The 25,924-nt window shown below is 52.5% G+C and carries 22 protein-coding genes; 11 read left to right on the top strand and 11 right to left on the bottom strand.

Features of this window, described 5'->3' with window-relative positions; genetic code table 11:
- Positions 1-39: 39 nt before the first annotated feature.
- The 5 genes from KHS78_RS12405 to sdhC all read right to left on the bottom strand — a co-directional run bounded on the left by KHS78_RS12405 (position 40) and on the right by sdhC (position 6,537).
- Complete coding sequence (locus KHS78_RS12405) at positions 40-2,880, bottom strand: 2-oxoglutarate dehydrogenase E1 component (protein WP_211828787.1); 2,841 nt, start codon at positions 2,878-2,880, stop codon at positions 40-42.
- A 416-nt stretch (positions 2,881-3,296) separates the two neighbouring features.
- Entirely contained in the window at positions 3,297-4,001 is a 705-nt protein-coding gene (locus tag KHS78_RS12400) for a succinate dehydrogenase iron-sulfur subunit (RefSeq protein ID WP_281417067.1), read from the bottom strand.
- A gap of 23 nt (positions 4,002-4,024) precedes the next feature.
- Positions 4,025-5,797, bottom strand: a complete 1,773-nt coding sequence (gene sdhA / locus KHS78_RS12395) for a succinate dehydrogenase flavoprotein subunit (protein WP_211828785.1) — start codon at positions 5,795-5,797, stop codon at positions 4,025-4,027.
- Between the two features lie 3 nt (positions 5,798-5,800).
- Positions 5,801-6,169 (bottom strand): succinate dehydrogenase, hydrophobic membrane anchor protein, encoded by a 369-nt coding sequence (gene sdhD, locus KHS78_RS12390; protein ID WP_211828784.1) that lies wholly within the window; start codon positions 6,167-6,169, stop codon positions 5,801-5,803.
- Entirely contained in the window at positions 6,163-6,537 is a 375-nt protein-coding gene (gene sdhC, locus KHS78_RS12385) for a succinate dehydrogenase, cytochrome b556 subunit (RefSeq protein ID WP_211828783.1), read from the bottom strand. Before sdhC ends, sdhD begins: the two co-directional genes overlap by 7 nt.
- A gap of 464 nt (positions 6,538-7,001) precedes the next feature.
- Between sdhC and gltA the strand changes: the two genes are divergently transcribed.
- From gltA to KHS78_RS12365, 4 genes are all read left to right on the top strand, one after another.
- Positions 7,002-8,291, top strand: a complete 1,290-nt coding sequence (gene gltA / locus KHS78_RS12380) for a citrate synthase (RefSeq protein ID WP_211828782.1) — start codon at positions 7,002-7,004, stop codon at positions 8,289-8,291.
- 163 nt (positions 8,292-8,454) lie between these two features.
- Positions 8,455-9,183, top strand: coding sequence for a TerC family protein (locus KHS78_RS12375; protein WP_211828781.1), 729 nt, complete (start codon positions 8,455-8,457; stop codon positions 9,181-9,183).
- A gap of 29 nt (positions 9,184-9,212) precedes the next feature.
- Entirely contained in the window at positions 9,213-9,815 is a 603-nt protein-coding gene (locus KHS78_RS12370; RefSeq protein ID WP_211828780.1) for an SCO family protein, read from the top strand.
- A 99-nt stretch (positions 9,816-9,914) separates the two neighbouring features.
- Positions 9,915-10,175, top strand: coding sequence for a hypothetical protein (locus KHS78_RS12365; protein WP_211828779.1), 261 nt, complete (start codon positions 9,915-9,917; stop codon positions 10,173-10,175).
- Here KHS78_RS12365 and KHS78_RS12360 read toward each other — a convergent pair.
- From KHS78_RS12360 to nirB, 4 genes are read right to left on the bottom strand one after another with little or no spacing between them, the layout of a single operon-like run.
- On the bottom strand, positions 10,172-12,853 hold the full coding sequence (locus KHS78_RS12360; RefSeq protein WP_211828778.1) for a nitrate reductase: 2,682 nt from the start codon (positions 12,851-12,853) through the stop codon (positions 10,172-10,174). The two genes, KHS78_RS12365 and KHS78_RS12360, sit on opposite strands and share 4 nt — an antisense overlap.
- A gap of 32 nt (positions 12,854-12,885) precedes the next feature.
- The gene (locus KHS78_RS12355; protein ID WP_211828777.1) at positions 12,886-14,115 is read right to left on the bottom strand and encodes an NAD(P)/FAD-dependent oxidoreductase; all 1,230 of its coding nucleotides are present in this window, start codon (positions 14,113-14,115) and stop codon (positions 12,886-12,888) included.
- Positions 14,116-14,118: 3 nt separating this feature from the next.
- Entirely contained in the window at positions 14,119-14,466 is a 348-nt protein-coding gene (gene nirD, locus KHS78_RS12350; protein ID WP_211828776.1) for a nitrite reductase small subunit NirD, read from the bottom strand.
- 23 nt (positions 14,467-14,489) lie between these two features.
- Entirely contained in the window at positions 14,490-17,027 is a 2,538-nt protein-coding gene (gene nirB / locus KHS78_RS12345; RefSeq protein WP_211828775.1) for a nitrite reductase large subunit NirB, read from the bottom strand.
- 417 nt (positions 17,028-17,444) lie between these two features.
- Between nirB and KHS78_RS12340 the strand changes: the two genes are divergently transcribed.
- The 3 genes from KHS78_RS12340 (at position 17,445) to ddpX (ending at position 21,429) form a co-directional block, all read left to right on the top strand.
- Positions 17,445-18,914, top strand: a complete 1,470-nt coding sequence (locus KHS78_RS12340; RefSeq protein WP_211828774.1) for a NarK family nitrate/nitrite MFS transporter — start codon at positions 17,445-17,447, stop codon at positions 18,912-18,914.
- Positions 18,915-19,025: 111 nt separating this feature from the next.
- Positions 19,026-20,735, top strand: a complete 1,710-nt coding sequence (locus KHS78_RS12335) for a bifunctional protein-serine/threonine kinase/phosphatase (protein ID WP_211828773.1) — start codon at positions 19,026-19,028, stop codon at positions 20,733-20,735.
- A 121-nt stretch (positions 20,736-20,856) separates the two neighbouring features.
- A complete protein-coding gene (gene ddpX, locus KHS78_RS12330; RefSeq protein WP_343216911.1) occupies positions 20,857-21,429 on the top strand; it encodes a D-alanyl-D-alanine dipeptidase in 573 nt (190 codons plus the stop codon).
- Here ddpX and KHS78_RS12325 read toward each other — a convergent pair.
- A complete protein-coding gene (locus KHS78_RS12325; protein ID WP_211828771.1) occupies positions 21,423-21,668 on the bottom strand; it encodes a YecH family metal-binding protein in 246 nt (81 codons plus the stop codon). The genes ddpX and KHS78_RS12325 overlap by 7 nt on opposite strands.
- Positions 21,669-21,822: 154 nt before the next feature.
- Between KHS78_RS12325 and rnd the strand changes: the two genes are divergently transcribed.
- From rnd to KHS78_RS12310, 3 genes are read left to right on the top strand one after another with little or no spacing between them, the layout of a single operon-like run.
- The gene (gene rnd / locus KHS78_RS12320) at positions 21,823-22,986 is read left to right on the top strand and encodes a ribonuclease D (RefSeq protein WP_211828770.1); all 1,164 of its coding nucleotides are present in this window, start codon (positions 21,823-21,825) and stop codon (positions 22,984-22,986) included.
- A gap of 1 nt (position 22,987) precedes the next feature.
- Complete coding sequence (locus KHS78_RS12315; RefSeq protein WP_211828769.1) at positions 22,988-23,281, top strand: YcgL domain-containing protein; 294 nt, start codon at positions 22,988-22,990, stop codon at positions 23,279-23,281.
- Position 23,282: 1 nt separating this feature from the next.
- Positions 23,283-23,744 (top strand): YcgN family cysteine cluster protein, encoded by a 462-nt coding sequence (locus KHS78_RS12310; RefSeq protein ID WP_211828768.1) that lies wholly within the window; start codon positions 23,283-23,285, stop codon positions 23,742-23,744.
- Between the two features lie 31 nt (positions 23,745-23,775).
- Here the strand turns inward: KHS78_RS12310 and KHS78_RS12305 are convergent, their stop codons facing one another.
- Complete coding sequence (locus KHS78_RS12305; protein WP_211828767.1) at positions 23,776-24,339, bottom strand: nitroreductase family protein; 564 nt, start codon at positions 24,337-24,339, stop codon at positions 23,776-23,778.
- A 172-nt stretch (positions 24,340-24,511) separates the two neighbouring features.
- Here KHS78_RS12305 and KHS78_RS12300 point away from each other — a divergent pair, with 172 nt between their 5' ends.
- Complete coding sequence (locus KHS78_RS12300) at positions 24,512-25,918, top strand: adenylate/guanylate cyclase domain-containing protein (RefSeq protein ID WP_211828766.1); 1,407 nt, start codon at positions 24,512-24,514, stop codon at positions 25,916-25,918.
- The last annotated feature ends 6 nt before the right edge of the window (positions 25,919-25,924 follow it).

Genomic DNA, 25,924 nt, shown 5'->3' with positions numbered 1-25,924 from the left:
TCGATTTAGTTCCTTGAGCGATTCTGTTTCAGTGCTGCTTCAATTGAGACCCAGTGCATCCGCTACCAGTTTCTGCTGCTGCTCTACATGAATGGACATGTAGCCGCAAGCCGGTGCCGCGGATGCTTCGCGCCCTGCATACTGCAGTTGCAACTGTTTATTGCTGTGCTGAGCGATGGCACGGTGCATATGATGCTGACTGCAATACCAGGCTCCCTGGTTCATAGGCTCTTCCTGACACCAGACAATAGACGTCAGGTTAGGATAATTAGCAATCAGCTCATCCAGGTCTTCCTGAGGGAATGGGTAGAGTTGTTCAATCCGAATGATAGCGACGTGATCCAGTGATTCAGCGCGGCGTTTCTCAAGCAAGTCGTAATAGACCTTGCCACTACACATGACGAGCCGTGTGACTTCAGCCTTTTCATGCGCATCAACCTCAGGAATCAACGTCTGGAATGATCCATCAGCCAGATCTTCGAGTGAAGAGATGGCTAACTTATGACGTAGCAGACTTTTCGGCGTGAAAGCAACGAGTGGTTTACGTAAAGGTCTCAGCATTTGCCTGCGCAACATATGGAAAACCTGGGCAGGTGTCGTGGGCACACAAACCTGAATATTGTGTTCCGCGCAAAGCTGGAGGAAACGCTCCAGACGCGCAGATGAGTGCTCTGGCCCTTGCCCTTCATAACCATGCGGCAACAACATCGTCAGACCGCATAAACGATCCCACTTATGCTCTCCACTGGCAATGAACTGGTCGATAACAACCTGTGCACCATTGGCAAAATCACCAAACTGCGCCTCCCAAATCACCAGCGCATTTGGCATAGTCGTTGCGTAACCGTATTCAAAGGCTAAAACAGCCTCTTCGGACAGCACTGAGTCATAGATCTGCAGCTGGGGTTGCCCTTCGGCCAAATGAGCAAGCGGTACCCAGGTAGAACCATCTTTCTGATTATGTAATACCGCATGGCGATGGGAGAAAGTTCCACGGCCTACATCTTGCCCTGTAATGCGGATTGCATGCCCTTCTTTCAGCAGGCTGCCATAGGCCAATGTCTCAGCCATACCCCAGTTGATAGGCAATGCACCGGCAGCCATCTTCCTGCGGTCGTCAAGAATCTTACCTACCTGCCTCTGGGCGACAAAGCCTTCCGGAGTATCACAGACTTTCTGGCCCAACTCCTGAAGAATGCCAAGTGCAACCCGGGTATCATGTCTCGCGGTCCACTCATGTCCCAGATAGGGAGCCCAGTCAACATAGAGTTCTTTATTGGGTTCTTTTACCAGGCTCTTGGCGACATGCAAACCGCTCTCAAGCGCATTCCGATAGTCATCGACCAGTTTTTTATCCTGCACTTCCGTCAAGACATTCTGAGTGAGCAAATCCTCAGCATAGAGGGTACGCGTAGTCTTCTGTTCCTTGATTTTCTGATACATCATCGGCTGCGTGCCGGATGGCTCATCAGCTTCGTTATGACCACGACGACGGTAACAGACCAGATCAATGACGATGTCCTGCTTAAACTCCATGCGATAATCCATGGCCAGCTTCGTGGCAAACACTACCGCTTCAGGATCATCACCATTCACATGCAAAATGGGCGCGCCGACTATTTTTGCAACGTCAGTACAATATTCCGTGGAGCGCGCATCTTCACGTCGACTGGTTGTGAAACCAACCTGATTATTCACAATAATGTGGACCGTTCCACCCGTGCCATATGCACGAGTCTGGGACAGCTGAAAGGTTTCCATGACAACACCCTGCCCTGCGAAGGCAGCGTCACCATGCAGCGATATCGGAACAACTGAATGTCGCTTGGCATCACTTCTACGATCCTGTCTCGCCCGAACAGATCCTTCAACAACAGGGCTTACTATTTCCAGGTGTGATGGATTGAAGGCCAGAGCAAGATGAACCTCTCCACCGGGAGTCATCACATTGGAAGAGAACCCTTGGTGATACTTAACATCACCGGATCCATTTTCGGCTATTTTTTTCCCTTCAAATTCTTCAAATAGCTCTGAAGGGTTTTTCCCCAGAATATTGATCAATACATTCAGACGACCACGATGCGCCATACCGAGCACAATTTCACGCGCCCCATACGTTCCTGCTCGTTGAATCAACTCATCCAGCATAGGAATCAGTGATTCGCCACCTTCAAGCCCAAAACGTTTGGTCCCGGGATATTTGGTACCAAGATATTTTTCCAATCCCTCCGCAGCCGTTAATCGCTCCAGCAAATGGTGTTTGGCGTCGACCCCAATAGCTGGGCTGGACTGCACACTTTCCAGACGTTGCTGGAACCACCGGCGCTGCTGCGTATCAACAATATGCATGAACTCAGCGCCAATGCTGCCACAATACGTCCGTTGCAAAAGCTGAATAATCTCACCCAGCGAGGCTTCTTCTTTGCCAATAAACAGAGAACCCGTTTGAAAATCGGTAGTCAGGTCTGCCTCACTCAAGCCGTGATGCTCAAGCGCAAGATCTGGCACGACTTCTCGCCCCATAATCCCCAAAGGGTCAATCGTGGCATTTTGATGGCCACGCACTCGATAGGCACTAATCAGACGCAGAACCAGAACCTGCTTCTTTTCATGTTCACTGCTGACAGCACCCGCACCAACCGGCTGCTGTCGGGATTTATTGCGGGCTAAGAGAAGGAAATTATCGCGTATGGCAGAATGAGGGACATCAGCACTCTGGGAGTCAGCAACCTGAGGTAGCCGCGAAAAATAATCGCGCCATTCCTCCGGCACAGTATTGGGATCGCGGAGATAACTTTCGTACAGTTCCTCTACGTATGCAGCGTTTCCCCCGGATATATGAGCTGTGCCCCACATCCGCTGCATCACACCTTCTTGCATTATCCTGTAACCCCACTCAATTGGGTCACTATCTGATGTCGAAACCGGAGAGTACTAGCGCAGTGAAAGCCTTGGGTAATAGTTTGCTTAAGCTGCTGTTCCCCACAGATAGTCCGGGTGTCACCCGGCCGCCCCTGCTGGTTAAAACCGTTACTGGCTGACAAAACAATCCTTCCGCTACAACAACGGACAGGAACACCTGATATTAAGACAGCCCCTTGGATAGACGCTTTTTGAGCGTTTATCCAGACAAAATTCAGCCGGATAAATATAACAATCCGAACTGTACGAATCCACGCACTAATTATAGATGTTATTAAAGTCGGTGATAACTGATCATTTGCAAAATACAACAATCAGATTGACAGTCTCTCAGTGTCTATTATTTGACAGGGCTCCTGGCAGGAGCCCTTAACTCAAGTGCCACTCCTCAGCAGCATATCTCTGATATGACCGATGGCCCTTGTGGGATTCAACCCTTTTGGACAGACGCTCACACAATTCATAATACCCCTGCAACGGAATACGCTGAACGGATCATCCAATGCCGACAGGCGCTCCTGAGTTGCCGTATCACGACTATCAGCAAGGAAACGATACGCCTGAAGCAACCCAGCCGGGCCGACAAACTTGTCAGGGTTCCACCAGAATGAAGGGCAGGATGTCGAGCAGCATGCGCATAGAATGCATTCATACAGCCCATCGAGCTTACTACGCTCTTCAGGCGATTGAAGCCGCTCAATGGCAGGCGGGGATGTATCGTTGATCAGATAGGGCCTCATCTTCTCATACTGTTTGTAGAAAAGACTCATATCTACGACCAAATCCCGAATCACCGGCAAACCAGGAAGCGGCCTTAATACCAGCTTCCCTTTTCGGACGGCTTCAGACAACGGCGTAACACACGCCAGCCCATTAGTGCCACTAATATTCATTCCATCCGAGCCACAGACCCCCTCTCGGCACGAACGTCGATAAGACAAGCCCGAATCCTGCTCTTTCAGCAGATTCAGGACATCAAGCACCATCAAATCCTTACCTTCAGGAACTTCAAGTTCGAAATCCTGCATATAAGGCGCATTATCCGTCTCCGGATTATAGCGATACACACTTACATTCAGCGTCATAATATTCCCCCATCACCTTAGTATGTACGAATTTTCGGCGGGAACGGCTCCATGGTTTTCGGAGCGAAGTTCACATCCCGCTTGCCAATTCGCTTATCGGCAGGGAAATAAATGGAATGCTTGAGCCAGTTATCATCATCGCGCTCCTGGAAATCGTTTCGAGCATGCGCTCCGCGAGACTCCTTCCGCTCTTCCGCAGCAACAGCCGTTGCATAAGCGACTTCATAGAGGTTTTCAAGCTCAAGCGCCTCTATACGCGCCGTATTGAATGCCTGACTCTTGTCTTCGAGATGCAGATTCTGGAGTCGCTGACCAATCTCATCCAGCATACCCAAACCTGTCTGCATGCTTTCACCTTCACGGAACACCCCGAAATAAAGCTGCATGGTACTCTGCAGATCTTTACGTACCGCCGCGACACTTTCGCCAGCAGTACTGGCATTTAGGCGATTCAGACGTGTCATCGCCTGATCCAGATCCGTTTCACTGGCATCCATACTATCAAAGCCTTCCTTCAGGCTTTGCTCAATCTGCAAACCAGCAGCACGACCGAAGACCACCAGATCCAGCAACGAGTTTCCACCCAGGCGATTAGCACCATGAACAGACACACAAGCCGCCTCACCACAAGCATACAGACCATCAATAACGACATCGTTGCCATCTGCTGTTTGCGTGAGCGCCTGACCACCAATATTGGTCGGCAGGCCACCCATCATGTAGTGACACGTGGGAACAACAGGAATCGGCGCCTTGATGGGGTCGACATGAGCAAATGTGCGTGAAAGCTCACAAATACCCGGCAACCTGAGATTCAAGGTTTCCTCGCCCAGGTGATCCAGCTTGAGAAGTACATGATCCTTGTTGGGACCACAACCGCGCCCTTCAAGAATCTCAATAACCATGGAGCGAGCAACCACATCGCGGCCCGCAAGATCCTTGGCATTAGGCGCATAGCGCTCCATGAAGCGCTCACCCTCACTGTTAATCAGGTAGCCGCCTTCACCACGACACCCTTCCGTAACCAGTGTGCCCGCACCATGAATACCGGTGGGGTGGAACTGCCACATTTCCATATCCTGGACAGGGAATCCTGCACGCAGCGCCATACCGACGCCATCACCTGTATTGATCAGCGCATTCGTGGTGGACTGGTAGATACGTCCAGCGCCACCGGTAGCAAGCACTGTCGCCTTGGCTTTGATATAGACGGTTTCACCCGTTTCAATACAAATAGCAACAACACCAACAACCTGGCCCCGCTGATTCTTCACAAGATCAACGGCATACCATTCGTTAAAGAATGTTGTGCCACCCTTGAGATTGGCCTGATACAAAGTATGCAGCAGGGCATGGCCGGTACGGTCTGCAGCGGCACAGGTCCTGGCCGCCTGACCACCCTTACCAAAATCCTTGGACTGACCACCAAAAGGACGCTGGTAAATACGACCGGTTTCTGTACGGGAGAATGGCAACCCCATGTGTTCCAACTCAAAAACAGCCTGCGGACCAACAGAACACATGTATTCAATGGCATCCTGATCGCCAATGTAATCTGACCCCTTGACGGTGTCATACATATGCCAACGCCAGTCATCATTAGGATCAGAACTGGCAATCGCGCAGGTTATACCACCCTGGGCAGAAACAGTATGTGAACGCGTGGGGAAAACCTTGGTGACACAGGCCGTCCTCAATCCTGATTCAGTCAACTGCAGCGCCGCACGCATGCCAGCACCACCGCCACCGACCACAATGGCATCAAAAGACAGAGTTCGTATTCCGGTCATAAATCATAGCCCCCACAGGATCTGGATGCCCCAGACCACATAGCTGAACATCGCAACACCACAAATCGCCTGAAAAGAGAATCTGACAGGCAACGCCTTGTTACCCAGCGCTTTCTCTGTCAAATAGTCCGTTGAAATCGTCCACATGCCCACCCAGGCATGTCCACCCAGCGCCAGCAGCGCCATCATGGTAAACACCCGCATCCAGGTCTGCTGAAAAAGCCCACTCCACTGATCAAAACCCAGACCAGGATTAACCACGAGGTAAATCGTCAAGAACACGAAATAAGCAGCAAGTACAATGGCGGTAACACGCTGCACCATCCAATCGTACAATCCACTCCGAGAAAGATTTGTAATATTGGTTACCATACCCATACCCCCGCAAGAACAATCAGAGCGGCAGAAACCGCAATGGTCAGTTTGGCGCCCATCACACCAGAAGCCTTACCTTCACCAATACCGACATCCATGAAGAGGTGCTTTACACCTGCCACCAAATGATAGGCCAGCGCCGACAACAATCCCCAGGTGATAAATTTGGCCACCGGGCTTTGCAGGCATTCTTTCAGCTGATCAAACCCTTCCTTTGAGCCAAGCGACAAATCAAGCCCATACAGAAGAAAGGCGATGCCCACAAACAGGATGACACCCGAGATACGGTGAAGAATTGAGGTATAGGCTGGTAACGGCAACCTTATAGTAGTTATATCGAGGTTGACTGGTCTTTTGCTATTCACGAGTGATCTACCTTAACTGGTCCGCCAAGGACATTTTTTTTGCTGGATTTTAGTGCGTGATCTGAAGAGGGCAGTCACTTGCCAGCATCCCACACCTAAGTACCGACTACCCAAGGCTTACGGCCTCGCAGTATAGACATCTCGGTTTTTAATTACAACGACTTACCCCCCTGCATACTGACCATAACCCTAGGTTATCAAAGGTAAAAATGCCTGCACCACAACAGCACGCACACACACCGAAACGCCCAATCGCGGTGCGCGATTCCTGCGTAAAAATCAGCACTACACAAACATTTATTTAAGTATATTCTCTATTGACGTCAGCGTTTGACAAAAACTTTTATGTCTCTATAGTTGAGCCGACTTCACAATAATGAACCCTGATCGATTGATCATAATTGATACAAAACGGCAAGGGTTCTCTATAAACAATAGCCAAGAACAGCATGATAGGAGGCCTGATGGCTGAGAAGCTTGCGCGGCTGACCATTGAAGGTTCTGATCTCTCTCTGGAGTTACCCGTTCTTAGCGGAACTGCAGGACCAGATGTCATTGATGTCCGGGGACTGACCAGCAATGGTTACTTTACCTATGATCCGGGCTTTGTATCCACCGCATCCTGCGAATCCAAAATCACCTACATCGACGGTGAAAAAGGTGTTTTGCTCCATCGTGGCTATCCGATAGAACAACTCGCAGAACACTCGGATTTTCTTGAAGTGTGTTATCTCCTCCTATACGGGGAGCTGCCTGACGCAAAGAACAAAGAGACTTTCAGTACGACCATCCTGCGCCATACCATGGTTCATGAACAGATGGTTGAACTGCTGAAAGGCTTTCGGCGTGACGCCCACCCGATGGCCATCATGTGTGGTTTGGTCGGCGCACTGGCCTCCTTCTATCACGACTATCTGGATATCACGAACGAGCGCCATCGTGAAATCACAGCCTATCGGCTGGTCTCCAAGATGCCGACATTGGCGGCCATGGCTTATAAATTCTCTATTGGCCAGCCCTTCATGTACCCGAGAAATGATCTCGGCTATGGCGGTAACTTCCTGCACATGATGTTTGCCACGCCCTGCGAGGAATATCATGTCAGCCCGGTACTGGCTCGAGCCATGGATCGCATCTTCCTGTTGCATGCTGACCATGAACAGAATGCATCGACTTCAACCGTTCGCCTGGCTGGCTCCAGTGGCGCCAATCCATTTGCGTGTATTGCTGCCGGCATTGCTGCCCTTTGGGGTCCTGCACATGGCGGTGCAAACGAAGCCGTCCTGAAAATGCTGGATGAGATCGGCGACGAAAAACACATTGATCAGTTCATTGCCAAGGCCAAAGACAAGGATGATCCCTTCCGACTGATGGGCTTCGGTCACAGGGTTTACAAGAACTTCGACCCTCGCGCCAAGGTGATGAAAGAGACCTGCGATGAAGTACTGAACGAGCTGGGGCTGGGTGACGATCCGATGTTCAAGATCGCCAAACGCCTGGAAAAGATTGCTCTGGAAGATGAATACTTCATCAGCAAGAAGCTCTATCCCAATGTCGACTTCTACTCCGGCATTATTCTAAAGGCACTGGGCATTCCTACAGAGATGTTCACGGTTATCTTTGCTATTGGCCGTACACCTGGCTGGATTGCTCACTGGCATGAGATGATCAGCGGTGCCTATCGTATTGGCCGGCCACGTCAGCTCTACACAGGTCCGGCAGCACGTGATTATCCTCCGGTCGACAAGCGTTAATCTCGGTTCCTTTTAATCAAACAAGAAGCGCCACAGAATTCTGTGGCGCTTCGCTTCCTCCGTGCACATCTCACACAGCATCACATTTTATACGTCGAGCCCCACTTTCCTGCTACATTAAGCCGATATAGCTCAGGCAATTTGCAGCAAAAGGAATTAGCCCATGGAATGGCTGGCAGACCCACAAGCGTGGATTTCACTCATCACGCTAGTTGCCCTTGAAATCGTCCTTGGCATCGACAATATCATCTTCGTCAGCATACTTGCTGGCCGGCTACCCGAACACCAACGACAAAAGGCTCGAACGATTGGCCTCATACTGGCCATGTGTACACGTGTGCTTCTGTTGCTATCCATCGCCTGGGTCATGCAACTGACACAGCCACTGTTTGACATTCTTAACCAGGAAATATCCGGCAGAGATCTGATTCTTATTGGTGGTGGGCTATTTCTACTCGCTAAAAGCACCCATGAGATCCATTGCGCCATGGAGCACGACAACAGCAATGTTACCAAAGCCGCGCTATCGGGCTTCATGATGGTCCTGGTTCAAATCGCGATTCTGGACATCGTATTTTCTCTCGACTCAGTCATTACCGCTGTAGGAATGGCTGACCATGTCCCGGTTATGGTCATCGCGATTGTCATCGCTGTGCTGGTGATGTTATTTGCCGCCAAACCCATTGGCGACTTCGTCGACAAGCACCCTACCCTGAAAATGCTGGCACTCAGCTTCCTTATCCTGGTAGGCGTGTCCCTGATTGGCGAAGGGTTGTCCCTGCACATCCCCAAAGGCTATATCTATTTCGCCATGGCCTTTTCTCTCTGCGTTGAAATAATTAACATAAAAGTACATCGACGCAGGTCTGCCACCCGCTCAGCAGGAGGATAGCGTCGCATACCAATAAAACAGGATTGACCATGCCAACCACAGCTCTTACACGACTGCTACTGATTGTCGTTGCTTTAGCAGCCATCGCTGCGGGTGCCTATACGTTTCAGCAGATCACCCAAAAGCCACAACCCACAACTTATAACCGCATCCCTGTATTCACACTGGACAATCATCAGGGGAAGACGATCACGGAGCAATCGCTAGCTGGCCAATGGACACTGTTATTCCTCGGTTACACCTTTTGCCCCGACGTCTGTCCAACCACACTGTCTCTGTTGAACCAGTTACATCAACAGTTACCGGTAGAACAACCTGTTAATGTACTGTTTGTCTCCGTCGATCCTGACAGAGATTCACCGGAACGCCTGAATGAGTATATCCGCTTCTTTAATGACGACTTTGCTGCCGCCACAGGTACGCGAAGCCAAATTGATCAACTGACCAGCAGCCTCTACCTGCCCTACCGTATTGGTGAACCTGACAGTAATGGCGTGTACCTGGTTGATCACGCTGGTGCGTTAACCCTGATCGGCCCTGACCTTCAGGTGTATAAATACTTCAATCCCCCCCACAGCGTCACAGATCTGACAGAACAAATCAGCACCATCCGGGATGCTGCCAACGGCTGAAAGCCGTGAGCACAGATCGCTATACTCAAACTATGGACAACTTGCCAATACCCGTGCGGTTAAATTGGCAAGTATTTTTTTCAGACACATGATGTTGCAATGAATGATGCCAGTCGCTACACAGGCTTTTATTTTGACGGCACCTGTTTTGATATAGCCGTTATTAACGCAGTATTGAGCTGGCCATGCCAGTGTCAGAGCGATGAAGCCGTTGCCATTCCGGAAGTGCGTGTCATCAGGCAAAAAGCAGGCACCTTGACCTGCCACTGCCCTGCCTGTCACTGTCAGTACTTAATCGAAATCACCTCTGCAAGCCAGCCGCTTCAGGCAGAAATTATTCAAACCGACACCTATCACTAACCATCCACTGACGCTAGCAGTTGCCGGATTTCCGGAATACAGGAACCACAGTTAGTACCCGCCTTGAGCAATTTCCCGACAGATTCAACAGATTCAAGGTTCTCCTTCAGGATGGCCGACACAATCGCGTTCTCACCCACCCCAAAACAGGCGCAAATCTGGCGCCCCTGGCAACCTGCCCCCTTACCTGGCTGTCCAGATAACAGCTGCCATTGCAGTAATGCCATATCCTGATCATCGATAAAAGCAGACTCAAGCCCGGCACGGTCAATCAGGGATTCGTAGTTTTGCGATTCAAACAACATGGCGACTAGATCGCCATCCTGCAGATACAGACAACGCTTTACCCCATTTGTAACATCATCGTATTCAATCACTGAAGCTGCCGAAAATTCAGGTAAAAAAGCACTAAAACCATCTTTACGATCATCAGCAGCAGCCAGCTCATAACGGTAACAAGCGGCAGATTTTACAGAAACAGCATATTCAGTCTCAGGCAACGCAACGGGTGACCGGCTCAACAAAATACCATAACGTTCGGGTACAAACCGTCTTAACTCGACAGGCGTATATTTACTGTCAGGCTGACGGGAAAACGGATCCACAACAGGATTAACGACACTGCCCACACGCCCTGAACGGCTGAACTGTCCGGACCAGTGCATGGGCACAAACACATGGCCAGACTGCTGATGCGTCGTCACCTTCGCTCGTACAATAACCTGCCCCCATTGCGATGAAACCACCACCAGCGACTGATCGATAATCTCACGAGAGGCGGCATCATCGGGATGAAGCTCCACGAAGGGTTCATCCCGATGCTGATTCAACCTTGGTGCAAGTGCAGTACGCGTCATAGTGTGCCAATGATCGCGAACCCGTCCGGTATTAAGTACCAGCGGGTAGCGCTGATCCGGAACATTGTCAGCCTTTAACTCGCTGACAGAAACAAAATTAGCCCTTCCTGTTTCAGTATAAAATTGCCCATCCCCTAATAATCTCGCCTCCCCAACTGATTCCGTAGCACGAACAGGCCACTGAATCGGTACAAGACGATCATAAGCATCTCCGCTGATATCCTTCAGACCACCAATATGAAAATCCCGTGGTCGCAGACCAGCGCAGTTTTCAAATGCCGATAACGCCGCATGTTCCCTGAAAATCTCTACAGGTGATTGAAACGAAAAGGCCTCGCTATAACCTAAGCGTCGTCCAACTTCCGACATGATCGCCCAGTCAGGTCGCGATTCTCCCACAGGAGTCCGCAAGCGGCGCTGCCGCGATATACGACGCTCAGAATTTGTGACCGTGCCATCCTTTTCACTCCAGCCAGCTGCGGGTAGCAGGATATCCGCGACATCTGCCGTATCAGTGTTTTTGATGCAATCTGATACAACCACTGCTGGACAGTCGCTGAGCGCCTGTTTCACGCGGTCAGCGTCCGGCATACTGACAACCGGATTGGTGCCCATAATCCAGATAAAACGGATATCCCCTCGAGCCACAGCGTCAAACATCTCCACGGCGGTTAAACCCGGCGCAGCGACCATATTGGGCGCCTGCCAGAATCGGGCAACCCGCTCAACGTCATCCGTCCGGTTGAACTCAAGATGTGCAGCCAACTGGTTTGCCAACCCGCCCACCTCTCGCCCGCCCATGGCATTGGGCTGACCTGTCAGAGAAAACGGTGTGCTACCGGGTTTACCGATACGCCCGGTCGCCAGATGACAATTGAGGATGGCATTAACCTTGTCGGTTCCCGCACTGGACTGGTTAACCCCCTGGGACCAGGCTGTGACCGAGCGCCCATTCTCTGCAAACCATCGATAGAATGCTTCTACCGCATCAGGCTCAAGGCCACACTTTGTGGCAACGATGGCCACCGAGGGTGATGTCATCCTGGCTTGTGCCAGAGAACGATCAAAACCGGTAGTATGACGTTTAATATAGGCTTCATCGACGACGTTACGATCAACAAGCCATACCAGCAAGCCGTTAAATAGCACGCTATCGGTACCAGGCTGTATCGGCAGGAAGAGGTCAGCAATATCGCAGGTATCGGTACGGCGAGGATCAATGACAATAACCTTCATCTGGTCGCCCCGCGCCTGTTTGACGGCACGTATCCGCTGAAACAGGACGGGATGGCACCAGGCCATATTCGAGCCCACCAGCACCAGACAGTCCGCCAGCTCAAGGTCCTCATAGCAACCCGGTACCGTATCGGTGCCAAAGGCACGCTTCTGCCCCGCTACGGTTGACGCCATACAAAGCCGGGAATTGGTATCAATATTGGCACTGCCAACAAAGCCTTTCATCAGCTTGTTGGCCACATAATAATCTTCCGTCAATAACTGCCCTGAACCATACAGCGCGACAGATTGCGGGCCATATTGTTCGATTGTCGACTGCAGTCGACTGACGACATCGGTTAAGGCTGCATCCCAGGTCACACGGTTACCGTTCACCATGGGATAGAACAGACGGTTTTCGTGATGGACCGTCTCGCCCAGAGCGCTGCCTTTGGAACATAGCCGCCCCAGGTTGGCGGGATGCAACGAATCACCACTGACCGCAATCACTTCGGCATCACCGGCAGGTTTTTCTGCGACGATACCGCAACCCACGCCACAATAGGCACAGGTCGTTCTGATCTCAGCCGCTTCCGTTACAGACATGACAACACCTCCAATGACTGCCTGCTGCGCCGTCACGCCACGGCAGCAAACTGAGATCCAAAGAGCAATGTATTCCGGTACTCACTGATATCCTGGTCGGACTCCAGCAATTCCTGATACCAGGCTCCATCGGAGGTATCACCATAGAGCAACACACCCACTACCCGGTTATCACGTATGACCAGTCGTCGATAAATACCGGCATCGGAATACTTCAGGGTTATGACTTCATCCCTGCCTTCCCCCTGGAACTGACCACTGGAGAACAACTGCACGCCACTGACTTTCAGTTTGGTTGCCGAGGGTCGTGAAACGAATGGCTGCAACTCTCCCTGTAAACGACGCGCAAGGGTTACTGCCTGCAAATAAACGGGCTCCACCAGTCCGAAGGTTTCATTACCGTGCTGGATACATTCACCGATAGCACTGATTGACGGATCACTGGTCAGCATCCGGTCATCCACCATAATGCCATGCTCACAGGCCAGTCCGGACTCGGCAGCCAACAGAGTATTGGGCCGAATGCCAATGGCAAACACCACAAGTTCTGCATCAATGGATGACCCATCACTAAAACCCACGCCGGATGCTCGGCCATCACATCCTTCAATACACGCTGTGCGTTTTGGTTTCAGAAATGCAATGCCACGGGATTCCAGCTCATCCTGTAACAATTGGCCTGCATAGGCATCCAGCTGACGATTCAGGAGTACCGATTGACTGTGCACCAGTGTGACCTGCATTCCTCGAGAATTCAGTGCATTGGCCGCCTCAAGACCCAACAGACCGCCACCAATCACGACTGCTCGACGTACGGCTTTACCGGATTCTGCTGCACTCAACATGGCCTCCACATCCCCATAACGTCGAAACGGCACGACCCCCTCGAAGCTGGAGCCCGGAATATCGGGAATATAGGCATGAGAACCGGTTGCCAGCACCAAGTGATCATAAGAAAATGACTCACCTGCCGCGGTTACAACCAGGCGCTGTAGTCGATCAATCGAAACAACCCGAAAATCAGAGCCGGTATGCAATGTGATCTCATTTTCTTCATACCATTGGCGAGACCTTAATACCGTCTCTGAAAAGGGGATCTCGCCAGCCAGCAGGGGCGAAAGCATGATCCGGTTATAACCCGGATCCGGCTCATCACCCAGAACCGTGATGCCATAGCCATGCTCACCTCCGGCCACCAGTGTTTCCAGGAAGCGTACACTTCCCATTCCATTACCGATGACTACAAGCTTCAGACGTCGCATAAATCAGGCCGCCTGCGCACGCGTTACAGGCGTTGGCGAGACCTGAACCATACCGTCCTGTATCTGCACCGGGTACACAGACAATTTGATATCAGGTTCCTCCTGACACTGGCCAGTCAGTAACGAGTAATGCTGCTTGTAGACCGGTGACGCCACCACCAGCTCACCCTTGAGATCACCCACAATGCCCCGTGACATCACATTCGCACGACTGACCGGGTCATAGTTATCAATGGCATAGAGGCTGTCGCCTACCTGAAAGAGCGCTATCTGCTTTTCTTCCACCAGGGCACATACGCCCAGATAGGGCATCAGGTCTTTTTGACTGCAAACCGTTGTCCACTGTTCCATCACTATCTCCTTGGCTTCATTGATCAGGCACTGGTCGCAATCAGTGACTTTTCACTGTCAAATGCGGGACGAATCTGCTGACGCTCACTCACAAAGACCACGTTATTGTCGGTCGCATCGCTGTTGATGAAATGCCGGAACCGCTTCAACTGCTCCGGATCTTCAATGGTCTTCTTCCATTCACATTCATAGGTTCCAACCAATCGTGCCATCTCCGCATCCAACTGTTCACCAATTCCGAGGCTGTCCTCCAGAATGACTTCCTTCAGATAATCCAACCCGCCATCCAGGCTTTCGAGCCAGACAGACGTTCGCTGCAATCGGTCAGCGGTCCGGATATAGAACATCATGGTGCGATCAATGGTGCGGATCAGCGCCTCATCATCCAGCTCTGTGGCAAAAAGATCCGCATGCCGGGGCTTCATACCACCATTGCCGCAGACGTAGAGATTCCAGCCTTTTTCAGTGGCTATCACACCAAAATCCTTACTCTGTGCTTCTGCACACTCCCGGGTACAGCCGGATACTGCCAGCTTGATCTTGTGCGGTGAACGGATACCGCGATAACGCGATTCAACCCGGATGGCCATCCCGACACTGTCGAGCACCCCATAACGGCACCAGGTGCTGCCAACACAGGACTTCACCGTCCGCATCGCCTTGCCGTAGGCGTGCCCGGTTTCAAAGCCGGCATCGACGAGTCGTTTCCAGATAGACGGCAGTTCATGAACACGGGCGCCAAACAGATCGATCCGCTGACCACCTGTCACTTTGGTGTAAAGCTTGAAATCCCGGGCCACTTCACCGATCACTATCAGTTTTTCCGGCGTAATCTCACCACCCGGCACACGGGGAACCACCGAATACGTGCCGTCTTTCTGGAGGTTGCCCAGGTAATAGTCATTGGTATCCTGAAGGTGGGCATGATCTTTTTTCAGGACATAGTCGTTCCAGCAGGATGCCAGGATAGAACCGATTGTTGGTTTACAGATGTCACAACCATGGCCGGTGCCATGCTTTTCCAGCATCATCTGGAAACTCTTGATCTCATCTACCCTGACCAAGTGATAGAGTTCCTGTCGTGAATAAGGGAAGTGCTCACAGATATCCTTCTTGACTTCAACCCCCATTTTTTCAAGCTCGCTGTCCAGCACCTGCTTGACCAGTGCAGAACATCCACCACAACCGGTCCCGGCATTGGTCGCATTTTTCAGCGAAGCAATATCCTGACAACCCTCCGCGACTGCACTGCACAAAGCGCCCTTGCTGACATTGAAACAGGAGCAAATCTGCGCCGTCTCCGGTAATGCGGTGACACCCAACCCAACCGGCGCCGCCCCATCACTGGCAGGCAAAATCAGCTGGGCAGGCTTGGCTGGAAGACGAATGTCGTTGAGCATCATCTGCAGCAGTGAACCGTAATCATCAGCATCCCCAATCAGAACGGCACCCAGCAGTTTCTTCCGGCTTTTGGAGACCACCAGCCGTTTATAAACTTCTCGCTCTTCATCAACATACTGATAACTTAACGAATCCGGGGTACGGCCGTGGGCATCACCGATACTGGCGACATCGACGCCCATCAGCTTCAGCTTCGTGCTCATATCGGCGCCGGCAAACTCACTGTCATCCGTGCCGAGCAAGTCGTCCACGACAACCTGCGCCATCTGGTAACCTGGTGCCACCAGCCCAAAGATACGATTGTCCCACAAAGCACATTCACCGATCGCGTAGACAGCCGGATCTGATGTTCGACACTGGTTATCAACAACAATACCGCCACGCTCACCGAGCGCCAGATCGCATGATCGGGCCAGCTCATCGCGCGGACGGATGCCCGCTGAAAACAACACAATATCGGTATCCAGGACTTCACCATCGGCAAATTGCATCTGATGAAAACAGTCCTCTCCATCCACAATCTGCCGTGTGTTTTTGCTGGTATGAATGGCCACTCCCAGCTGCTCGATCTTCCGGCGCAACATGGCACCACCGCCTTCATCCACCTGCACGGCCATCAGACGGGGGGCAAATTCCACGACATGGGTTTCCAGACCCAGATCTTTGAGCGCCTTGGCTGCCTCAAGACCAAGCAACCCGCCGCCAACGACGGCCCCCACCTTACTGGACCGGGCAGATTCACGAATCGCTTCCAGATCTTCAATTGTGCGATAGACAAAACAGTTGTCCCGGTCATGACCTGGCACCGGGGGAACAAAAGGGTAGGAGCCTGTCGCCAGCACCAGTTTATCGTAGGCGACCCGGCGACCACTGTCGGACACCACTTCCTGTGTCGATCGCTCAATACTGGCGACACGATCATCAAGTACCAGCTCAATACCAGCCTGATCGTAAAAACCACTGGCAACCATACTTAAATCATCAGCTGTCTTACCGCTGAAAAACTCGCTTAGATGCACCCTGTCGTAGGCCGGCCGTGGCTCTTCACCAAAGATAATGACGTCGTATTGCTCAAGACCACTGTCATCCACCAGTTTTTCGATAAACCGATGGCCCACCATGCCATTGCCCACTACGACCAGTGTTTCCTTATGCTGCATACCTGGCTCCAGTCATTTATTGTTCTCGCGTTGGATGAAACCAACCTGACTGCACCGATAAAGCAAATATCACGCCTAACTCCGTTATTCCTTAAATAACAAGGCATTAGAGAAAACATTAACAACAGAAACGTGTCATCCTGACAGCGTCGCACCAATACCGCGCACCATAGAGGTTCATTTCAGTGCCCCAGGACGCACACAATTTGGTGCAACAATTTTGACCGGGCACAACAAATGTGCCCATCAGGCAGCCATGTAATTAATCCGACCCCCTAAGTAAGAAGCCAGCAGGGGAGCAAAAACGCTTTAGTCCGGTAATAAATCCGCCCCGACGGCACTACATCAACACTCTGGCCTGATCCTTGCTCAATGAGTGCATGACAACGATAACGTACGCCTCGACAAGGAGCAGACATGTCAGAATCCGATAAAATCAACCTTTTTTCATTTACAGGAAAGATGCGCGCTCTTCATCTTTCCTGGATTGCCTTTTTTATTACCTTTGTCGTGTGGTTTAACCATGCGCCGCTGGTAACAGCGATTGCTGACTCACTGTCACTCTCTCGCGAACAGCTCAAAACCCTGTTAATCCTTAACGTAGCCTTGACTATCCCTGCCCGGGTTATTATCGGGATGCTGACTGACCGGTTTGGCCCCCGTCGTGTTTATTCCGCCCTGCTGGCGCTGTGCAGCATCCCCTGTTTCATGTACGCACTGGCTGACAGCTTCATCCAGGCCGCCATCGCCCGTTTCTTACTGGGCACTATCGGTGCTGGCTTTGTGATTGGTATCCGGATGGTGTCCGAGTGGTTTCCCGCCAAACAGCTGGGTACCGCAGAAGGGATCTACGGCGGCTGGGGCAACTTTGGTTCGGCTGCTGCCGCCATGACCCTGCCAACGATCGCACTGCTGTTTGGCGGTGAGGATGGCTGGCGTTATGCTGTCGGTCTGACCGGCCTGATGTCACTGGCATACAGTGTCATCTATTACATGAGCGTGACTGACACACCAAAAGGTTCTACCTATTTCCGCCCCAAGAACCTGGGCGGCATGGAAGTCACTTCCAAGGGTGACTTCGCACTGCTGCTCATCATGAAAATACCGATGTATGCTGCACTTGCCCTTCTGACCTGGAAACTCTCGCCTCAAGGCGTCAGCATGCTATCAGCAGAGATAGCTACCTCGTTATACATTGGCCTGACACTGCTTTATCTCCTGGATGCCTGGAAAGCCTGGCAGATTAACAAAGAGATTTTCAGCAAACCTGTACCTACGATCCACCAGTACAAGTTCAAGCAGGTTGCGGTATTGAACGTCCTTTATTTTGCAACGTTTGGCTCTGAACTGGCCGTTGTCTCCATGCTGCCACTGTTCTTCATGGATACTTTTGAGCTGACGCCTGTCATGGCCGGCCTGGTCGCTTCTGCGTACGCATTCATGAACCTGATGTCACGCCCCGGTGGCGGATTGATCAGTGACCGCTTCGGCCGCAAGGCAACCCTGCTGGTGTTAACGGCAGGTCTGTCGGTCGGTTACGCCACCATGTCCATTATCGATTCCAGCTGGCCACTGGTGCTTGCAGTGATCGCCGCCATGACCTGCTCCTTCTTTGTACAGGCCGGGGAAGGTGCAGTATTTGCGGTTGTACCGCTGATCAAACGTCGCTTGACAGGACAGGTCGCCGGCATGACCGGCGCCTACGGTAATGTGGGCGCTGTCTTCTACCTCACGGTACTCTCCCTGGTGGAGTACCAGACCTTCTTCCTCGTCATTGCCGGCACGGCGGTACTCGGCTTCATGACCCTGCTGTTCCTCGAAGAACCGAAGGGACAGATGACAGAAGTCATGCCGGATGGCACCGTCACCATGATTGATGTGTCCTGACAGTAACCGGCACATACCATGACAGATTCCCCCGCTTGAGTCTGTCAATGGTACATTCGGGTGACTGGCTGCAGTCACCCTCTTTTTATACAGGACAGGTAACCGGGCAGTATGAGCAACAGCCTTGATGTGGATTACGCTTTCAGCACCAGCGCCGGCATCAAACCGGAAAACCAGGACGCCTGCGCGATCCGCATACCGGACAGTCACAATACCCTTACGCACAAAGGGGTTGTGGCCCTGGTCGCCGACGGTGTCAGCGCCTGTACACGGGCCAGGGAAGCCAGCCATACCAGTATTTCATCTTTCATGGCGGACTATTACAGTACGCCGGACTCCTGGCAGGTGCGTCATGCCGCCGGCAAAGTTATTACCGCGATCAACAGCTGGCTGCACTATCAGGGCCAGCACCACATTCACAACGATACGGATCTCTGTACGACCTTTTCCGGCATCGTCCTGAAATCCAATACCGCACACCTGCTTCATATTGGTGACAGTCGCATCTACCGTCTCAGAAAGCAGCAGCTGGAATGCCTGACCGAAGACCATACCTCTCGTCTCGGTCAACGCCAGTACCTGGCCCGGGCGCTTGGCATGCATCGCCATACCGAAGTGGATTACCGCACTGAAACTCTGCAAACACAGGATGTGTTCATTCTCACCACTGATGGCATTCACGATGTTTTAAGTCACAGGGAAATCGTCGCCAGCTGCATGGAAAACCCGGAACTCCAGCAAATAGCCGACAGTCTGGTTCAGGCTGCCCTCGCTGCCGGTAGCAGTGATAACCTGACGGCCGTGATTTGTCGCATTAATGCTCTGCCGGTCGAAAACAACCATGAAACCCTGGAGCGTCTGGCACAACTGCGGTTTCCACCCGATCTGGAGCCAGGACAGATTCTGGATGGCTATCGCATCCTGGAAACACTTCATGCCAGTACCCGGAGCCAGCTCTATCTGGCTGAAGACATCGATTCCGGCCTACAGGTCGTCATCAAGACACCGTCAGTCAACTTTGAAGACGACCCACTCTACCTGGACGGTTTTCTCCGGGAAGAATGGATAGGCCGGCGGGTCAACCATCCTGCGATCATGACACTCTATGCACCAAAGGCAGGTAAGCAGTTTCTTTATCATGCCTGCGAGTACATCCAGGGGCAGACATTGCGAAGCTGGATGCAGGACCATCCCAGACCGGACCTCAATACGGTCAGGGACCTGACCCGTCAGATTGTCAGCGCCCTGCGCGGCCTGCACCGAATGCAGATCCTCCACCAGGACCTGAAACCGGAAAACCTGATGATTGACCAGAACGGGCGCATTCGACTGATTGATTTTGGCGCCGCCCGTGTGGCCGGTGACACTGAAATCCAGTCAGGCCTCCATGACAATACCCCTCAGGGCACCAAGAATTATGTTGCGCCCGAGTATTTTCTGGGCGGCGCCATCGATTACCGTGCCGACCAGTTCGCCGTCGGGGTGATTGTCTACGAGATGCTGACAGCCAACCTTCCCTACCGCGAAGTCGCCGGAAACAGTATTCGCATCAAGCACTACAAGCATCTCCGGTATCGCCCGGTGAGCTTTGACCGTCCCGACCTGCCCGACTGGATAAACCAGGCGCTGGCCAAAGCCGTTGCCCCCAACCCCACGGAACGTTACGAAGCGTTATCGGAATTCTGTCAGGATCTTGCGACGCCCAACCCGGCATTCCAACATACGGACTTTCAGCCGTTGATGTCGCGCAATCCCACCCTGTTCTGGCAGTTGCTCTGTATTCTCCTGGGGGGCATCAATCTCTGGCAGTTTTTTCACTAAGAAGAGGAAGAATGCTGGCAGAAATCTCCTGTCATCCACCGAGACAGTTAACCTCTACAAGCTCTGGCTATGACTTACACTGAAAGGAGTGTCAAAACCCAACAAGCCGCAAGGTAGTGACGTGATAGCCACACTGACCGAAATCACCCGTGAACAGTTTGATGTCGACATTGAACTCTACTACGCCACAGATCGTAACGTGACGGGAAAAACCATCTACCGCAATGCACGCTGTTACCTGCGTCAGGAGGCTGCCGACTGCCTCAAGAGTGCAATCTCCCATGCTGCCAATCTTGGACTGAAGCTGAAACTGTGGGATGCCTTTCGTCCGGTCGAGGCACAGCGGGTGCTCTGGCATGCATTTCCTGGCAGTGATTATGTGTCAGACCCGGATACCGGTCGCTGCCCCCATTGCCGCGGGGTCGCGATAGACCTGACCCTTATCGACCGTGCCAGCGGCGAAGAGCTGGATATGGGCACCGGCTTTGATGATTTCGAGGAAGCGGCCTGGCACCTCAACGAAACGGTGTCAGTGGAGGCAAGGAAAAACCGGCTGTTACTGGCCGGCCTGATGCACACGGCAGGCTTTGAGAAATTTGATTACGAATGGTGGCACTACCAGCTGCCGGACTGCGAGCGCTTCCCAACCCTTACCGACCAGGAAGCAGGCACGCAGCTTATGCCAACTCAGTGATGGCCACACTGCTTGCTGGCATCACCAATGATCCCGGCGTCAGTCTCCACCAGCTTGCCCTTGCCCAGGAACAGGTCGATGAGGCCATCAGCGGACAGTTCCTGTACTGAACAGGTGTGATACTGCACCTCTTGACCAAACTGAGTAGCCATTGCTTCCTTAAGGGCATCGCGACTGTAGGACTGCCCAGACTCCAGCACCATGTTCAGCACCTTGCGTCCGTGAACCGTTTTTGCCATGGATAACACTCCTGATGGTTTAGGCGTACAAAGGTACAAAAGTCGGCCGTTCTCAAACATGCGTATTAATCCCACAGGCATGGCCAGTTTTTTATTTGAAGCAACACGGGGCCATTCCTCATATAATCGACCTTTTGCGCAAGGCCACCTCCTGATGGACGATGCACCACTGATTCAATGGATCGCTGATAACGAAAGCCTCGCACAGGCCTGCCAGCAATGGCAGGGCGTATCCTACCTGGGGCTTGATACCGAGTTTATTCGCACAAGCACTTTCTACCCGATACCCGGCCTGATACAGGCGGGACATGACAGTCAGATCATGTTGATAGATCCTCAGGCTATCACTGACTGGACACCATTCTGCGCGGTGCTTGAAAACCCCGACATTATCAAGGTGATGCATGCGGCCGGGGAAGACCTTGAGGTTTTCCAACGCCTGCTGGGCACCCTGCCCGACCCTGTATTCGACACGCAACTGGCGGTTTCCTTCCTGGGCACAGACCACTGCCTGGGTTATCAACGACTGGTTGAACGTTTTCTGGGTATTGAACTGGCCAAGGATGAAACCCGTTCTGACTGGCTGGCGCGCCCGCTCAGTGATAACCAGATCCGTTATGCCGCACTGGATGTCTACTACCTGAATCAGCTGTACCCAATCCTGACGGCACAGCTTGCGGACAAGCAGCGACAGGACTGGCATCGCGAAGATTGTGACAGCATGATCCGTAATGCCCGACAGGAGCCGGACCTGCATGAGGCCTGGCGTGATGCCAAACTCGCCTGGAAACTGTATCCCCGCCAACTGGCCGTATTACGTGACCTTTGCCTGTTCAGGGAAAAGACTGCCAGACAACTGGATGTCCCCCGCAACAAGGTGATCCATGCAGCCAGCCTCTGGCCACTGGCCCGATACCAGCCCGACAACCTCGATAAGCTGAAGCGTATTGAGCGAATGACGCCGGCGATCCTCCGAGTACACGGTCAGGCTATCCTGGCGCATATTCGCGAAGCCCTGAAGGTGCCTGAAACCGAATTGCCTGAACGTCTTCCTGCACCATTATCCCGGCGTGCAAAGCCCTGGGTCGAAGCCATTCGCAACTACTGCCTTACAGAGTCAGAAGCACTGCATATCGCCCGGGAATTGATTCCCGTGAAACTCCTGGCCAATACCCTGGTCAGACAGTATCTCGACACCGGTGAATTCACCGCCACACCGCCCCTGCTGAATGCCCTGGGAAGCTGGCGCCAGGAGAAAATTCTGGATAACCTCGTCGTCCATTTGAATAACATGCGGCAACAGTCAGAGGAGTCTTGACGTGAAACTGCTGGTATCCATCTACAAAAGCCCGGCTAAAGAAGACATGTATCTTTACGTGGAAAAACGGAAAGGGCTGGAGGCAGCACCGGAAGCATTGCTGAAGGCGTTCGGAAAACCAATACCTGTCATGGATATGTTACTGACGCCTGAACGGAAACTGGCACGGGAAGAAATGCCCAAAGTCATGGATAATATCCAGACACAAGGTTACCACCTGCAGATGCCACCTGCCCGCGAGGACTATCTGCAAACCCTGCCGGAAGAATTCCTGAGTTTCAATGACCCCGTTTGATATGAGCAATACACCTGCATCGCAGATTGACACCTTCTGGCGTACGGTTCGCCTGGAAGACATGAGCAAAACCCAGTGGGAGTCACTCTGTGATGGCTGTGGGCGATGCTGCCTCCAGAAGCTGGAAGACGAAGACACCGGTGAAGTCTGCTACACCGCGCTATCCTGCCGGCATCTTGATACCGACTCCTGTCGCTGCAAGGTCTACTCGGAACGGGCAACGGTTGCCCCCGAATGCATCCACCTGACAATCAATGACATCCCAGAATTCCACTGGCTGCCGAGAACCTGCGCTTACCGCCTGGTCGCTGAAGGCAAGGAGCTTCCGGAATGGCATCCCCTGGTCTCAGGCACGCCTGAGACCGTGCATCTCGCGGGTATTTCCGTCCAACAGCGAGTCATGAGCGAAGACAGGGTACCTGAACAGGACTGGGAAGAGCACATTATCCACTGGATTGACTGATGGCACAGGAAGCTGCCCACCAGCTTCCCGTTTATCCTTCAGGCCATGCGGATACAAAATCCGCAACCGCCAGCTGTGGCCGTTTTTTCCGGACTCCATCCGGGGTGCCAAGGTACATGAAACCGTACAGTGTCTCGTCGCCCGTCAGGCCGAGTCCCTCTGCAACCAGGGGATGATAGCTGATGGCGCCGGTTCGCCACATCGCACCAATGCCCATCGCATGCGCTGCCACCATCATGCCGTGGCAGGCCGCCCCCAGGGAGAGCACCTGTTCAATTTCAGGCACTTTTGGGTGTTGTTTCGGGGTGAGCACCAGCGCTACCAGCATCGGCGCCCGTAATGGCAGCCCACGGTAGCGATCCAGCATCTCCTCTTCCAGATCCGGCTGGTCAACCTGCGCAGCCCTGGCATAGAGTTCACCTAACCGCTCCCGGGACGCGCCTGTTATCGTAACAAAACGCCATGGGCGTAACATGGCATGATCCGGCGCTCGCAATGTCGCCTGGAACAGGGTTTCCAGTTGCTCAGACGATGGTGCGGGTTCAGCCAGTCTTGGCACAGAAACTCGCCCCGTTAATGCTTCAATGGCATCCACTCAAAACCTCCTGACAACACGACAGGTGACTATTCATGCAACCGCCAATACTATCGCACTGGCGGACAAAGTGTTTGCTTTCCCAAAACCGCTGACGATAATGGGACACAAGTACGCAGAGACTACCATTAAATCCGTCAATAATGGCCTGACACGATAATAATTCTTACCTATGACGAGCGTTACCGTCACTGACGTCAAACAGTTCCTGATCCATAACGCATTCCTGCTGGCCAGAAGCCTCCTCTGGCTCACGGCGGCGGCGACCGTTTTTTCAGCCTGCTGGTTAAACGGCATTGCGCCGTACTGGTACTGGGTGGTGGCCGTTATGCTGCCATGGCCGTATGTCAGCTATTTACTGACGGGATGGATCTCGCGCACGTCCCAAAACAACAAAGCCAAATCCCGTGCCGTGTCCAGACTCTTGATCACCTGGGACACCGTGATCATCAGTGTACTGCTGGCCGTCGCAGGTATACCCCTATTTATTTCGCTGGCCACACTGATCCTGCTGTCTGTCAGTAGTATCAGCGCACACGGCTTCCGATTTATGTGCATGCAGACCCTGCTATTTTCGGGGCTGACCTTTCTGACACATACCCTGCTACCTGGTACCACATTCGATCCTCCATTACCCCTGGTAACCCATATCATCATCGCCGGTGGCATGCTGATCTACCTGTTATTTATTAGCTGGCTCTCCTCTATAAAAGTCCGTTCGATCAACCAGTTACAGCAACAAGCTCAACTACAAAAGCAGCAATATGCCCAGCTGGTCAACAACATGACCAGCTATCTGCCACCACGGGTTCATGAGTCCCTGAGAACAGGCCAGCCTCACACGAACCTGCAACCGCGCCGAAAACGCCTGACCGTTTTTTTCTCTGACATAGAAGGCTTTACCGATATCACGGATGAAATGGATCCAGAGGCGCTGACAGGTCTGCTAAACCATTACCTTGACGAAATGTCCCGCATTGCACTGCACTTTGGCGGCACCATTGATAAATTCATTGGCGACAGCCTGATGGTCTACTTCGGTGATCATCGTCCCCAGGGTGACCGCCGTGATGCACTGGCCGCCGCCTCCATGGCAATCGCCATGCGCAAACATATGAAGGTGCTGCGACAACACTGGCGCAGCAAGGGCATCCGAAAGCCGCTTAACATTCGAATGGGCATCAGTACCGGTTTCTGTACCGTCGGCAATTTTGGGACTGCCTCACGGATGGATTACACCATCATCGGTGGCAACGTTAACCTGGCCAGTCGGCTGGAAAGCCGTGCAGGCACCAATCAGATTTTAATTGCCGAAGAAACCTGGTCACTGGTCAAGGATGTCATTCTGTGTCGGGCGGAAGGCGAGGTTCAGGTGAAAGGCATTCCACGCCCAGTGCCGGTATACGAAGTGATGGATTTCCGCCGGGACCTCGGCGCCAGGAAAAGTTATGTGGAACACGAAATGAAAGGCTTTTCGCTGTATCTGGATACCACCAATATTCAGTCGTATGACAAGGAGCGCATATTGAAGGCGTTGAAAGATGCCTCGGAAAAACTGAAAGACCGAATCATTGTCTGACCCGGC

It is taken from the genome of Kistimonas asteriae, from assembly GCF_018263925.1.
Classification (GTDB): Bacteria; Pseudomonadota; Gammaproteobacteria; order Pseudomonadales; family Endozoicomonadaceae; genus Kistimonas; species Kistimonas asteriae.
Note: the sequence above shows the minus strand (reverse complement) of the source record. Positions and strands in the feature narration are given on the sequence as shown.

Excerpts from the sequence above, each read along its gene's own strand:
- KHS78_RS12405 (WP_211828787.1), bottom strand. The coding sequence starts at position 2,880 with ATGCAAGAAGGTGTGATGCAGCGGATGTGGGGCACAGCTCATATATCC.
- sdhA (WP_211828785.1), bottom strand. The coding sequence starts at position 5,797 with ATGACCGGAATACGAACTCTGTCTTTTGATGCCATTGTGGTCGGTGGC.
- sdhD (WP_211828784.1), bottom strand. The coding sequence starts at position 6,169 with ATGGTAACCAATATTACAAATCTTTCTCGGAGTGGATTGTACGATTGG.
- gltA (WP_211828782.1), top strand. The coding sequence starts at position 7,002 with ATGGCTGAGAAGCTTGCGCGGCTGACCATTGAAGGTTCTGATCTCTCT.
- KHS78_RS12375 (WP_211828781.1), top strand. The coding sequence starts at position 8,455 with ATGGAATGGCTGGCAGACCCACAAGCGTGGATTTCACTCATCACGCTA.
- KHS78_RS12370 (WP_211828780.1), top strand. The coding sequence starts at position 9,213 with ATGCCAACCACAGCTCTTACACGACTGCTACTGATTGTCGTTGCTTTA.
- KHS78_RS12365 (WP_211828779.1), top strand. The coding sequence starts at position 9,915 with ATGAATGATGCCAGTCGCTACACAGGCTTTTATTTTGACGGCACCTGT.
- KHS78_RS12360 (WP_211828778.1), bottom strand. The coding sequence starts at position 12,853 with ATGTCTGTAACGGAAGCGGCTGAGATCAGAACGACCTGTGCCTATTGT.
- KHS78_RS12355 (WP_211828777.1), bottom strand. The coding sequence starts at position 14,115 with ATGCGACGTCTGAAGCTTGTAGTCATCGGTAATGGAATGGGAAGTGTA.
- nirD (WP_211828776.1), bottom strand. The coding sequence starts at position 14,466 with ATGGAACAGTGGACAACGGTTTGCAGTCAAAAAGACCTGATGCCCTAT.
- nirB (WP_211828775.1), bottom strand. The coding sequence starts at position 17,027 with ATGCAGCATAAGGAAACACTGGTCGTAGTGGGCAATGGCATGGTGGGC.
- KHS78_RS12340 (WP_211828774.1), top strand. The coding sequence starts at position 17,445 with ATGTCAGAATCCGATAAAATCAACCTTTTTTCATTTACAGGAAAGATG.
- KHS78_RS12335 (WP_211828773.1), top strand. The coding sequence starts at position 19,026 with ATGAGCAACAGCCTTGATGTGGATTACGCTTTCAGCACCAGCGCCGGC.
- KHS78_RS12325 (WP_211828771.1), bottom strand. The coding sequence starts at position 21,668 with ATGGCAAAAACGGTTCACGGACGCAAGGTGCTGAACATGGTGCTGGAG.
- rnd (WP_211828770.1), top strand. The coding sequence starts at position 21,823 with ATGGACGATGCACCACTGATTCAATGGATCGCTGATAACGAAAGCCTC.
- KHS78_RS12310 (WP_211828768.1), top strand. The coding sequence starts at position 23,283 with ATGAGCAATACACCTGCATCGCAGATTGACACCTTCTGGCGTACGGTT.
- KHS78_RS12300 (WP_211828766.1), top strand. The coding sequence starts at position 24,512 with ATGACGAGCGTTACCGTCACTGACGTCAAACAGTTCCTGATCCATAAC.